The organism is Stieleria neptunia (assembly GCF_007754155.1).
GTDB lineage: Bacteria > Planctomycetota > Planctomycetia > Pirellulales > Pirellulaceae > Stieleria > Stieleria neptunia.
Genome location: NZ_CP037423.1, coordinates 10421395 through 10433681, shown reverse-complemented (window position 1 = coordinate 10433681; position 12287 = coordinate 10421395). Strand labels below are relative to the sequence as shown.

Here is a 12287-nt window from a genome sequence, read left to right as displayed (position 1 = left end):
ACGGCTCTCTCGGCACATCAATTCCAGTGGGGCGCGGCCGACAACCGCAGGGTGAGCTTCCCTGGGGAAGGCGGATCGCACAGGATTCCCCTCGATAGTCTCTTCTCTCCAAACTCCCAAGTCAAATCCGAGCGGTCGCGACGCAGTCGTCCGCTCGCGGGCTGTCGGTTTACGCCCGTATGCGTTTGCAACGCACGGATGATTCACGCCGTCAGCGGTGCATTGTCGTCCAACATGACGAGGTGTCGATCGGGAACAACCGCGCCGACGAACGCGTTCGGCGTGGAGCGATCCAGTTCGCTTCGTCGGACGGAAACGCCCGTCGGAGCATCGATGGCGAGACTCACTCGGCTGCGCGACACTCGGGTGACCACGATCCTGATCTCGTCGCCCAGCAGAATCTCCTCACCGATCTTTCGTGACAGAACCAACATGCCGACTCCTCCGTGTTTGCTCGCCAGATGAAACGGCGACTGGTTTGTGATCGTCCTCTCTGTAGTCAAGGTGGAAAACTTCAGTGAAACGTCACGCAAAAAGCAAAGTTTTTGATTTGAAGGGGAAGTGGCTTCGATTGCCCGCTGGGAGATCGTCGTTGGTCACGCGGTTTGGTTGACAGCATTACGGAGCGGCGGCATTACGGAGCGGCAGCGGGGCTTTCCAGCCGGCCGGCCATGATGTTTGCGATTTGACGCGTCGGCTCGAAACGTTCCAGCACGATCTTGATCGCCGCGGTGATCGGCGTCGCCAAAAACATTCCGATGATGCCCCACATCATGCCCCAGAACATCAATCCTAACAGGATCGTGACGGGGTGCAGGTCCGACGAGTTGCCCATCAACTTCGGTTCGACCACATTGCCACTGAGGATTTGAATGGCCGACGTCGCCACGATCACCGAGACCATCCAAACAAGATTGCCCGAGGGATCCAACAAGATCAACGGGATCGGCAACAAACTGGCGACGATCGGTCCGATGTTGGGGATGAAGTTCAACAGGAACGCGAGCACACCGAACGACAATGCCATCGGAACACCAAACATCCGCAACGTGAGACCGAACACGGCGCCGGTGCCGATGGAGATCACGGTCTTCAACGACAGGTAGCCGCGGATTTGCGTGTCGATTTCGCGCAACGTCGCGGTTTGGGCGTAAGACGATTTACCCAGCAACAGAAAGAACACATAGATCAGAACGACGATGCTGGTGGACACCAGGCTCAAGAACGCCTGCAATACGACCGAGATGCCGTCGCGGACAAAGGCGTCGACCAATTCGGTGGCTTCTTTCATCCGCCCGGATTCCACCGGAACACTCCGTGCGCGGATTTGAACGGTCGGGGTTTCCAGCAGCGGCAGTGGTTCGCTTTCTTCAGCATCCACTTCTTCAGCATCCGCGTCGGCGTCTGCCGCCGATGCGGACGCCACGTCGGAGTCCGATGTGGCAGTCGATGGAGGTGCGGGATCGGCCGGCGAGTCCACCGTTGCGGCGCCAGAATCGAGGGTCGCGCCGGGAACAAGATCCGCTGGGGACTCAGCATCCCCTGCAGATTCTGGGGCCCCTGCAGATTCAGCATCCGCTGGCGATTCAGGGGACGCGGCCGGTTCGACCGGTTCGGCTGGCGGCGTGGATTCAATCGCCGCATTGCCATTGGCGGTCGCGTCCGGCGGAGCCTGGGCAAGACCCCCGCCGTCGGAACGGATGGATTCACCGTCTTCGTTGGAAAACTTGTCGCCGACAAACTTCTTCAGCGAGAGCGGTTCGAATGAAAGCTTGTCGTCGACCTTGTCCACCAATTGCCGGACACGGGTTCGGTATTCTTCTTTGTTCTTTGCCAGATCGATGATCGAAAACGAGAGCGTCAGCCCGAACATGCCCATCAGGCCGACCCCCAACAGGAACGCCATCCCGGCGGCAACGACGCGCGAAACGTTGAACCGATTTTCCAGATACGTCAGGATCGGGCCGACGCCGCTGACAATGAAACAGGCCACGACGAACGGCACCAGCACCGGTCGCAGCCAATACATCATGTAGATTCCCGCGACACCGGCTAAGACCATCAGGCAGACCGTTTGGATTTGCTGGTCGCTGATTCGTTTTCCCGGCTCCTCGGAATCTGGCATCACAAGCTCATGACGGTTGGTTGCAGCAGCATCGCGATCCGATCGGATCACTCCGGTTGACGGTTGCTGATCGCGTTGAGCTGCGAATTATAGGGGGACAGGCTACTCGGCGCGATCAATTCAGAAGGGATTTCCAGGAACCGCTCCAAGGTCGAGGAGATCCGCACGATGACCTCCCAGTTCTCCGTCACCAGCGGCTGGGAATGCGCCAAATTATTTCGCAGCCCTTCGACTTGGCCGAGGATGGTCTTGATCTGCGTCCTGGAGCGGTCCCAGTACCGTTTCCGGAGCTCCTCTGATCGCGACAACAGCTGTCCTTTGTCGCCGAGTTGCAAACAGTCGATCAGCCGAACCGACTGATTGCGACGCTGGCGTTCGGCTTGGAGCGAGACCGCTTTTTCGAGGCGTGACGCGGACACAAACTCGGTCCATGAATCGCCTTGATAGTGGTTGGCGACGATGCGTGTCAGACTGAGTTCGAACAGCGTGACCATGCCGAACAGCCACATCCGCATCGGCGGTTTTTCGAAATCATTGCGGACGATCACGCCGACCGGTTGGCCGAGCATGGAAACCAAAAGAAATTCCGCGACGGACAACGCGTTGACCACGGTATGGAGCGGTGTCGTCGCGGCGACGATCTGGATTTCGGAGAGCGGTGCAAGTTGATCGGCCAGAGGCCGATCGTCGAAGTAGGCCTGCTCGATGCAACCGATGATCATCCCGTTGCGACGGATTCCGACGACCGACAGCGGACGATCAATCATGAACGTCCCGACGGCATCGACATCGGCCGTCGCGTCAAAGGAAGCGATCGGCTCGGCGATGTCTTGCGCGACGAATCCTTCATAGAAGACGCGGCGCAGGCTATCGACCGTATTCGTCTGGCCTTGCATCAGCGGTTCAGAGCTAAAACTCGATCTGGTATTTCTCAGTCATCATCCGGCGAATGCCAGCCGTTTCCTGGTCGATCACCTGCCAGATCTGTTGCACCGATGCGGCGCCCGCGGTGCGTTCTTGACGCGTGATGATCGCATCGGTCCGCCCCTTTTCACGCAGTGACGCTTGACCGGCTCCGACGCTGGCCGTGTAGCCTTGAGGGCCATATCCGCCTGAGTTATAGCCATAGCCCGAACGGTAACCGCCGCTGCTGTAGTAGTAGCCGCCGGATCCCGCGTTGTTGCTGGCCCGGCGATTGGACGCCCGCATCCCGACGCCTTTCATCGACATCTCGGCACTTCGAAACAGCTCGGCGATGTTCGAGCCATAGTTCAGCAGTTCCTCATCGACCTTCAGGATCGGCAGGTTGTCGATCTTGCGGGCGTAGCGGTCGTACCACATCGCGGCTTGGCCGAAGGTTTTGACATGGTCGCGTTTGGGTTTCTCACGCAAATCTTCGATCAGCGTCGTGACGGAATTGTAGTACTGCTGGGCCGCGATTTTTTTTGCCGATCCCTCGGGGTCCGAACCGGGTGACGACGCCAGTTGCATCGAATCGGACAGCTCATGTGGAAGCTCCAGAATACTCATCACGCGGCGGGCGCCGTCGGTGGAGAGCGTTCCTCGGAGCATCAATGTGTTTCCGCTGACCGAAGGCGTCCAATCATGAAAGTCGTCGATCATCGCACCTTGTCGCTGAAGGACTTGGATCAGCAGTGGCTTGCCAATCTCCGCCAGCAGCCCTGCGTCACCACTGAAATCGACTCGTACCGCTCCAACCGTCTTGTCGGTCACGGTCACTCCCAACGTGACTCCCTTGACGCCCGCGATCAACTTGGTCAATTCGCCGAGGTCCACTCCCGACTCTTTCAGCGGCTGGAATGCTTCCAACCGAGATTTCACCAGCTCGGTCGAAAGCGTGTTTTCGACATCCATCGCCATGATGATCGGCGTTCCCACCTCGGTCGCGTACTTGAAGGCCTGAACCAGATAAGGCGAATACTCCGCGTCGGTCGTCGTCGTGTCCGTCTTTCGCAACCAGCGACTGACGTCTTGTCGGTTTGCCGGCGTGTAAGTCCCGAGCAGGTCATCTGAAATCTGGATGACGTAGCGATCGTTCGGTAACTTCGCCGCCGTGCGGCCCTCCACGTTGTCCATGGCGCCGCCGAATCGCTGGGCAACCGTCGAGACGTTGCGGTCGCCTTTGAGTCGCACGAGCGCCAATTCCCAAATCGATTTTCCGAATTCGAGGTCGGAGCGTCCGGCGAGCAGCACCTCCTTGGCATCCGGCGGCAGGGCCGAGAGGCCCGCATCGTAGGCGGCCTGGCGGCGGGCGTTCCAACGCTCACGGTCCGCCACCTCCGATCCAAACATTTTTTCGGCATTGATCATGACCAGCGTGTTCGCATCGGTCGGGACCCGGTAACGCATTCCCGAAAAAGCGGACTGCGCGACCACCGTCGGCATCGAGATTGCAAACGTGGCGAGAAGGAAAAGGCATCGAATCATGTTGTGGGTCCTTGGTACACCATGGCAAGGAGATTTCAGAGCTGCCCCAGTGTAATGGATCTGATGCCGGATTTCCTTGAGAAACCGCGCTGGAATCGCCTCAACTGACCAGGGAAAATGAGAAGAATTCCCGAAGAAACGGTGAACAGTGAGACATGACGCACTTTCGGCAGGGCGCCTGGATCTGCGCGTGCGGTGATGTCGCGATTCGGGCCCCGCCGAGGACGCGTCGCTGAACTCGACCACAGGGATCGTCCAGCTTAGGACGACCGGTTTTTCAAGGACGATGGCCCTTCCGGGCCGTCGTCCATGGGACGCCGAATGACGACCTTAAAAAGGACCTCGACCAACGCGCCAGCTGGGTGGTCCCCACAGCCGGTTACCGGAATCGGTAGCTGGGGTTCTCCGTGTCGAAATCAAACGCCGACAGCCCGACGTTCACTTTCAAATTGAAGTAGTTGTATTCTTCGTCCAGCACCGGCGGACCGCCGGGCGATTCGGGCCACAACCAAGCCTGGTATCGAATCGGCATCTTCGTCGCGTTATCGAAATACACCAGCGCCCGGTAAAATCGAAAGTGCTCTCGGCGAATCGGATGAATGACCTCCACGAGGGTGCAGCTCGTCTTTCCGAATAAATGATCGGTCTCGATTTGAACGTCACATTCGCCGTGCTGGCGATCCCGCTGCGCCGTGACGACGAACTTTTCCAACAGGTTTTCGATCCCAATCTCCTTGATCGAATACCGCTGTCCGCGCATCGCCAGCATGCCCTCGGGATTAAGCTGCGTCGTCAAGAAACTGGCGAATCCGCCTTGATGCACGACCAGATTTCCCTCGTTGGCGTTCTCCACCCAGATCACTTCACGCCCCTTCACCGAACTGGGCTTCAAAAAATCCAAGTACACACTCAACGGAACGACAATGTCCTGGCCGTCCAGCTTGCGATTGCGAATCTTCAAACTCGCGAACTGCAGCGGCGGCAACACCCCGTCGACCCGGCAGCGTTTGATGAACATCGCCGTGTAGTCATCGATGTTGGCTCGAACGTGTTGCAAACTCTCCTCGGCAATCTCCAAGGCCGCGTCGACCGGATGCCGACGCTCCACCGGTGGTAGGCTCAACCGCGCCACCTGCTCGATTTCTTGTGCACTTGCTAGCAACGGTGCGGTTGCCAGCAATGAAATGATGATCAGCCGTAGTCTCGGCAGGAGTTGGAAAGCGTGCATCCGTTCGTTCCAGATTGAGAGAGAAGAGATTGCCGCCATTAGCCTGGTCTTGCGGCAGTTTCTGATGTGTACATAAATCTCGTTGCGAAGGACTAGTGATATTTTGACTAGATGTTGAGATTGCCTGCAGGTAGCCGGTTCCCTACGATAAATGGGTTGCGTATCTGATTTGATTCGGTGTGCCGTTTCGATTGAGGGGAAGACAGGATGTTCACGCAGAGCGAAAATCGTCCGACGATCCTCGGATCGGTGGCGCCGGGGTTCGAGAGAGTCCGCGCGGAGTTTGAAACCAATTTTGTGTCGCGTGGTGAACGTGGTGCCGCGTGCACGGTGTATCACCAGGGGCAGAAAGTCGTCGACTTGTGGGCCGGACGGCGTTGCCATCACTCCGGGGCACGGTGGACCGAGCAGACGCTTTCGCTGGCGTTTTCGGTGACCAAGGGGATGGCGGCGGCGGTGATGGCGGTCGCCCACAGCCGGGGGCTGTTTGATCTGGACGCGCCCGTGGCCGCGTATTGGCCGGAATTCGGATGCGGCGAAAAGCGGCAAATCACTGTGCGTCAATTGTTGGCCCATCAGGCCGGTCTGGTCGCCATCGACCGCAAACTCAATCCCCAGATTCTGGCCGACCATGACCAGATGGCGGCGATCACGGCCAGTCAAAAACCGTTGTGGCAGCCCGGGACCAAGCACGGCTATCACACGCTGACCCTGGGCTGGTATCAGAATGAACTGATCCGTCGCGTCGATCCCGCCGGGCGGACACTGGGCGAATTCTTTCAAGATGAAATTGCCTCTCCGCTGGGGATCGAGTTTTACATCGGGCTTCCCGATTGGATCGACTCGGAACACATCAGCAGCACCCAGGGCTTTCGAAAGCTGGCCATCTTGGCCAACCTCAACCAGTTGCCGTGGAAAATGGTGATGGCCGGGATTTGGCCCCGATCGGTCGTATCCAAGTCGATCAAGTTTCTGAAATTTGATGACCCCGCGGCACTCGGCCGACCGGAGTACCGAGAGGTCGAGATTCCATCGGCCAACGGATTCGGACAGGCGCGTGCCGTTGCCAAGGTCTATGACGTCTTGGCGCGGGGCGGACGGCGGTTGGGAATCACCCCCACGACGATGCAGGAACTGGTCGCCCCACCGCTGCAACCCTCGCGCGGCACGCGGGACGCGGTGTTGAAGATCGACACCCATTACAGCTTCGGCTTTTCCCGACCCAGCGCCGGATTCCGCTTCGGTGCCGATGACCAAGCGTTCGGCTGTCCCGGCGCGGGCGGATCGTTTGGCATGGCCGATCCATCGAAACAGCTGGCGTTTGCCTACCTGACCAACACGATGAGCTTTCGCATCTTCGATGACCCGCGCGAACGGGCCGTCCGTCAGGCCGTCTATCAGTGCATCGGCGCGATCCAAAAAAATCGGGTTGCGTCGGACGTGAAGGTGGCGTGAGAGCGACCTCACGTCGTCGCGGTGGTCGCCAATGGTGGTCCATCGATCCGTAGAGGTCTTTCACGGTGTTGTTGAAACGCGACCGGACGGCTCGCGCCGTTCCGCTAACACCTTTACAGCCAAAGCGCTAGTGCTTCGTCAACTTTTATTCTTAGGGTACCGCGGAAAAGGGGTCAGGTACCAAAAATGCGAAGCACCCTGCGGGCCATTTGGTTTTTGGTACCTGACCCCTTTTCCGCTCGACAAACGCAGGCTCGAAAATTGAAAGCTGACAAAGCACTAGCATTGGGCTCGCGCCCTACCGCTTCTTCTCGAAACACCGGCCCAGCGGTCCGACCAAGATCGCCGGCAGCAGCACCAGATCGCCCAGCAGCGCCGAGGCGAGCAGGAAGACCATCAACCAGGCGAAGTGCAGGATCGGCACAAAGGTGCTGAGCGCGAACACGATCAACCCGCACGAACAGATCAGCGTCGTGTGCACCATCGCGCCGGAACATCGCGAAAAGGCGCTTTCGATCGCCTGTCGGCGCGACATCCCTTGGTCCAGACCGCGGCGGAACCAGGTCAACAGGTGGACGGTGTCATCGACCGCGATCCCGAGCGCCGCGCTGGCCGTCATCACCGAGCCGATCTGAACGGGAATGTTCACCCACTCGATGCCGCCGAAAACGATCACGGCGGGAAAGATATTCGGAAACATCACCAAGCAGGTTGCCCAGATGTTTCGCAGCACTACCAGCAAGACGCCGGCAATGACGGCGAAAGCGACCAGGAAGCTGCGAAACAAATCCAACAACAACTGGCGTTGGGCTTTGTAGATCAGCGGGATCACGCCGGTGAAGGTTCCCTCGGCGTTCTCATCGGTCAACAAGGGGGCGACCGCTGCCCGGATTTTTTCGACAAAGATCCCATAGTCCAAATCGCCGATGGCGTTGGCACGCACCGAAATCCGCCAAAGATGCTGGTCTCCGCTTTCGCTCAAGTACTTCGCCTCGATCAGGCGTTGTTGGGTCTGCCGGCCGTTGAGTACCTTGCGTTGGACAATGTCACGAACGCTGTGCCCGGAGGGAAGTCGCGGACACAGGTTGAACGCCGACAGGGTCGCCACCGGCTCGTCGAGCGATTGAATTTTGCTTTGGATCCGCGCGACCAATTTGATCTGCTCGACACGATCGCGGGGGTCGTCCTTGTCAAAATGGATCGCGACCTCCAGCGGTACCATCGGTCCGACGCGTTCCTCCAGCCAACGGTAATCGGCGATCGCGTCGCTGCTGGGCAGAAAGCGGTCTTGCAGTTTGACTGTTGATTGGATCGACGGAATTCTTGAGGCGCACAACAGCATCAACGCCAAGCAAGCGAGGGCAAAGAAAACATGGTGGTTGAGCACCGCATCGATCAACGCGTTGCCTTTCTGGTGCGGATCGTCACCGGTCGGCCGATCCGTTTCCGCTTCGGGCTTGGGGGGAAACAGGAACAGCGCCGAGGGGAGCAGCAGAAACAGAACGACGACGCTGGCCACGACACCCAGCGCGGAATAAAAACCGAAACTCTGGATCGGCTCGATCTTGCTGAGCATTAACGAAATCAGGCCGATCCCGGTGGTGATCGCGGCCAGCGAACAGGGCAACCATCCTTGACCGATGGCCCGGATCGCCGCGGGGACGGGCGACGACCGGTCACGCGCCGCATCGCGATAGTAGTTTGCCAAATGCACCGCCGACGAGATCGTCAACACATAGACCAACGGGGGCAGCATCGTCATCAACAGATTCATCTTGCCGCCGCTGAAGTACAGGATCGCCAGCGACACCGCGGTGCTGTAGACCGCGACCAAGAGGACCGAAATCGCCAGTCGAATACTGCGCATCCGCAGCGTCGCGACCAAAAACGAAACCAACGCGGACAGCCCGGCCAGGCCGAACAGCAGTTTTCGGCTTTCGGCATCGATCATCGCGGCATCGACCGTCGGACCGGCCAGTTTCAGCTCCGCGGCCGGCAACTGACAGACGTCCCAGGCCAACGTTTCGATTTCACCGACCGCGGCGCTGCGATCGGCTTGACCGACGACGGAGGTGGTCAACACCAGGCAGGTGGTCCCGTCCTGGGCTCCGATCAGAATCCGCCGCAAGCGACTGATGGCCGCGGCGCGAGAAAAATTCTGCGGCGGCGACATCAACTCCTCGATCGCGTTCTGCCCGGTCCGCACGCGATCAAAGAATGCCGTCTGGAGCAGTGCTTGAGACAGTTGCCCGACGCGCGGATCCTCCAGATCGCATCCGGGCCAGCTGACGACGGCGAATTCATCCGTGCCGAAATGGCTTTGAAACCAGTCGTAGGTGTCGGTTTCGGCGAAGGATCGGGGCAGCCATTGCCTGGGATCGTTCGACGTGCTCTTGAGTGCCCGGAGTGCGCCGTAGCCGATCAGCGGAGACGAAATCACGGCAAACAGGACGATCGCGATGGCGTATCGCCTCATTTCAGTCCGCAAAGCAGGTCGGAAGAAATTCATCGAGCAGTTCGGCGAACGCTTCGGGTTGTTCCCAGTTCGGCGCGTGCCCGCAGTCCTCGATGAATTGCAACTTCGATCCCTTGATCCGTCGCTGGAACTCGCGGCCGGTCTCCGGCGGTGTGATGGAGTCTTCCTGGCCCCAGATGATCATCGTCGGCAGATCCAACTTCGTCAGTTCTTTCTCGACCGATCGGTCGCGGGTGGCGCGGGAGACCCGCAAGACGAATCGGACATAGTCGCGATCTTGGATCGAGGAATGCCAATCGTCGACCAGTTCGTTGGTTACCAATTCCTGTTTATGGACGATGCCACAAACCGTTTTTTTGACGAATTCACGCGACGGTTTCGGTCGCATGCCGCCGATCGGATTCTTTTCGAACAACCCGGCGCTGCCGGCAAGCACCAGACCTTTGGCGAAGTCTTTGCGTCGGGCACACAGGTCGATCGCCACCAAGCCTCCGAGTGAATTGCCACAGATCACAAAGGGATCAATCCGAAGCGTTTCGACAAGCTCGGCGACCTGATCGCTCAAGTCCGCGATCGCGTTGATCCCGTGCTGGCGACGGCCGGGTTGGGGGTCGACCGGCAATTGGGGGGCGATCACCCGATAGCGATCGGCCAACCGTTCCATCACGTGACGCCAATGTTCAGGCGTTCCGAATAAGCCGTGCAAAAATAGCACGGTTTCATCCCCGTTACCCATCTCAACAATCCCGGCAGGGTCGATCCGGGAAGTGGTCGTTGATTTAGAAGGAGATGAGCGATTGAGTAGCACAGACGATGCATTCCTTGACGATGAAGCGAATCCGAAGAGGTGACTTTCGATCGACGTTTGAACGTGAACGGACGCTCCCAGCGGCCGGCATTTTAGCTGCAATCCCGATGTGGGTCGAATCTGTTTTTTTGATGGGACTGGAAATTTTATCCCCGGCGTCCCCAATCTCCTGTCCAAGACATTCGATTGTCTTCATTTTCTCGTGATCGAGCCAATTAGGAATACTACACCTTCCTGGACGGTGGAGTCCACCCACTCGAAGGGCGGGGGGCGGCTTCGGCACGATCGATCACAGCAGATTCTTTCGTATCAATTTGAGCAAAAGAATCAGAGTTTGTAGTGCAAAAGTCCCGTTTGACCCAGATTCCTGGTGGGGTGATCCGGCCAATTGGGACAATAAGCGAAACACGACTCGGCCGCTGCGACCGGATTTTGCACCCGCCTGCCGAGTTGGACGGCCCGTCCCGCCACCTTCGTTTGTCCCTTCCGTTGCAAAAACAACGTCAAAAAGGAGCGGATTCGTCCTCCCCGACGGGTGCATCGGTGCGGCCGACTCATCGCATTGCCAGTCGCAATGCAAGGTAGGGAACCAGATTGAAGACCAGCAGAAGCAGTTTGTAATTAGCCAAATAGCGAAAGTACTCGCGTTGCAGCTCACGCTTTTCCAGCCGAAACCACCGTTGATGCAATCGCCCAATCGCTTCTCCCCACACGACCAGCAGCAGCGTCGTCACGGTTAACATGCCCAGATTCATCAGCGTGCACCAACCCAGTGCAGCAAGCAACACTTCTAATGACGTCATGACGATTCCCCTCTGTGTCCGTTGAATTCGGCTGACCTCCGCCGAGGTCGCTCGCCACTTCAGCCTCCCTGCCACCCGATTCGCCCTTTTCGTTGATCGCGATGTCCCATCCCAATCCCCATCCCAGCCGGCAGCCCGAGTTCCGGCAACTTCGTCACCTGGAACTGCTGATCGCATTGATCTCGATTCTTGTGCTGCAAAGTTTCGTTTCGTCAGACGACAGGCTGCAGCGGGTGCTACTCAATGCGATGTTCTTGATTGTAGTGTTATCGGCCATGCGATCGCTTGCGTGTTCGAAGATTCGGATGTGGGCGACGATCGTGTTAGGCGTGGCTGCCTATGCGCTCTCCTGGATTGATGAAGTGCATTCATCACGGCTTGTCACCGGCAGCACCGACGTTTGCTTCATCGCGATTTTCGTGTTGCTGATCAGCTCACTGGCGGAGCACGTGTTTGGCGAGGGACCGGTGGATGCCAATCGAATCATCGGGGCGATTTCGATCTATTTTCTGATCGGTCTCGCCTGGGCATTTCTCTACGCGTTGATCGAGTTGATCGATCCGGGGTCCTTTCAATCCAATGCGAGTTCAACGTTCGGTGAAACCCGTCCGGGATTCGTGGCCGAATTCATCTATTTCAGCAACGTCACCTTGACGACGCTGGGCTACGGTGACGTGACTCCCGTTTCCCGACCGGCCCGCATGCTGGCGACACTGCAAGCGATGATCGGCCAGCTCTATGTGGCGATCGTGATCGCGCGATTGGTCGGCCTGCAGATTTCGCAAGCGACCGTCGACTCAACCCAGCGGTGACGAGCACGCCACCCTGGCGATCGGCGGACGCATCGACATAAATTTGCTAGCAACCAGTGGGGTAAGCTTCCAGCTTGCCTCGGCTCGCGATCCTCGCGAGCGTCAACGTGGGGCGTTCGGTGGATGATTAGG

At 58.4% G+C, this 12287-nt stretch carries 10 protein-coding genes; 2 read left to right on the top strand and 8 right to left on the bottom strand.

Features of this window, described 5'->3' with window-relative positions:
- Positions 1-203: 203 nt before the first annotated feature.
- The 5 genes from Enr13x_RS35915 to Enr13x_RS35895 form a co-directional block, all read right to left on the bottom strand.
- Positions 204-434: a carbon storage regulator gene (locus Enr13x_RS35915; protein ID WP_145391743.1), complete on the bottom strand. Its 231-nt coding sequence runs from the start codon at positions 432-434 to the stop codon at positions 204-206.
- A 200-nt stretch (positions 435-634) separates the two neighbouring features.
- Positions 635-2125 carry an AI-2E family transporter gene (locus Enr13x_RS35910; protein WP_145391742.1) on the bottom strand — a complete coding sequence of 497 codons (1491 nt, stop codon included), beginning with the start codon at positions 2123-2125 and terminating at the stop codon, positions 635-637.
- A gap of 47 nt (positions 2126-2172) precedes the next feature.
- On the bottom strand, positions 2173-3021 hold the full coding sequence (locus Enr13x_RS35905; protein ID WP_145391741.1) for a hypothetical protein: 849 nt from the start codon (positions 3019-3021) through the stop codon (positions 2173-2175).
- Positions 3022-3034: 13 nt separating this feature from the next.
- Positions 3035-4573, bottom strand: coding sequence for a hypothetical protein (locus tag Enr13x_RS35900; protein WP_145391740.1), 1539 nt, complete (start codon positions 4571-4573; stop codon positions 3035-3037).
- A 379-nt stretch (positions 4574-4952) separates the two neighbouring features.
- Entirely contained in the window at positions 4953-5801 is an 849-nt protein-coding gene (locus Enr13x_RS35895; RefSeq protein ID WP_197455624.1) for a DUF1571 domain-containing protein, read from the bottom strand.
- A gap of 207 nt (positions 5802-6008) precedes the next feature.
- Between Enr13x_RS35895 and Enr13x_RS35890 the strand changes: the two genes are divergently transcribed.
- Complete coding sequence (locus tag Enr13x_RS35890; protein WP_145391738.1) at positions 6009-7256, top strand: serine hydrolase domain-containing protein; 1248 nt, start codon at positions 6009-6011, stop codon at positions 7254-7256.
- A 298-nt stretch (positions 7257-7554) separates the two neighbouring features.
- Here the strand turns inward: Enr13x_RS35890 and Enr13x_RS35885 are convergent, their stop codons facing one another.
- The 3 genes from Enr13x_RS35885 to Enr13x_RS35875 form a co-directional block, all read right to left on the bottom strand.
- Positions 7555-9732, bottom strand: a complete 2178-nt coding sequence (locus Enr13x_RS35885; RefSeq protein WP_197455623.1) for an efflux RND transporter permease subunit — start codon at positions 9730-9732, stop codon at positions 7555-7557.
- Between the two features lies 1 nt (position 9733).
- Complete coding sequence (locus Enr13x_RS35880) at positions 9734-10447, bottom strand: alpha/beta fold hydrolase (protein ID WP_197455622.1); 714 nt, start codon at positions 10445-10447, stop codon at positions 9734-9736.
- A gap of 647 nt (positions 10448-11094) precedes the next feature.
- Positions 11095-11343, bottom strand: a complete 249-nt coding sequence (locus Enr13x_RS35875) for a DUF6868 family protein (protein WP_145391735.1) — start codon at positions 11341-11343, stop codon at positions 11095-11097.
- Positions 11344-11444: 101 nt separating this feature from the next.
- Between Enr13x_RS35875 and Enr13x_RS35870 the strand changes: the two genes are divergently transcribed.
- Positions 11445-12155 (top strand): potassium channel family protein, encoded by a 711-nt coding sequence (locus Enr13x_RS35870; protein ID WP_145391734.1) that lies wholly within the window; start codon positions 11445-11447, stop codon positions 12153-12155.
- Positions 12156-12287: the final 132 nt, after the last annotated feature.

What these genes read in the sequence shown, in the direction of transcription:
- Enr13x_RS35895 (WP_197455624.1), bottom strand. Translation starts at nt 5,801, where the DNA reads ATGCACGCTTTCCAACTCCTGCCGAGACTACGGCTGATCATCATTTCA.
- Enr13x_RS35885 (WP_197455623.1), bottom strand. Translation starts at nt 9,732, where the DNA reads ATGAGGCGATACGCCATCGCGATCGTCCTGTTTGCCGTGATTTCGTCT.
- Enr13x_RS35875 (WP_145391735.1), bottom strand. Translation starts at nt 11,343, where the DNA reads ATGACGTCATTAGAAGTGTTGCTTGCTGCACTGGGTTGGTGCACGCTG.
- Enr13x_RS35870 (WP_145391734.1), top strand. Translation starts at nt 11,445, where the DNA reads ATGTCCCATCCCAATCCCCATCCCAGCCGGCAGCCCGAGTTCCGGCAA.
- Enr13x_RS35915 (WP_145391743.1), bottom strand. Translation starts at nt 434, where the DNA reads ATGTTGGTTCTGTCACGAAAGATCGGTGAGGAGATTCTGCTGGGCGAC.
- Enr13x_RS35905 (WP_145391741.1), bottom strand. Translation starts at nt 3,021, where the DNA reads ATGCAAGGCCAGACGAATACGGTCGATAGCCTGCGCCGCGTCTTCTAT.
- Enr13x_RS35900 (WP_145391740.1), bottom strand. Translation starts at nt 4,573, where the DNA reads ATGATTCGATGCCTTTTCCTTCTCGCCACGTTTGCAATCTCGATGCCG.
- Enr13x_RS35910 (WP_145391742.1), bottom strand. Translation starts at nt 2,125, where the DNA reads ATGCCAGATTCCGAGGAGCCGGGAAAACGAATCAGCGACCAGCAAATC.
- Enr13x_RS35890 (WP_145391738.1), top strand. Translation starts at nt 6,009, where the DNA reads ATGTTCACGCAGAGCGAAAATCGTCCGACGATCCTCGGATCGGTGGCG.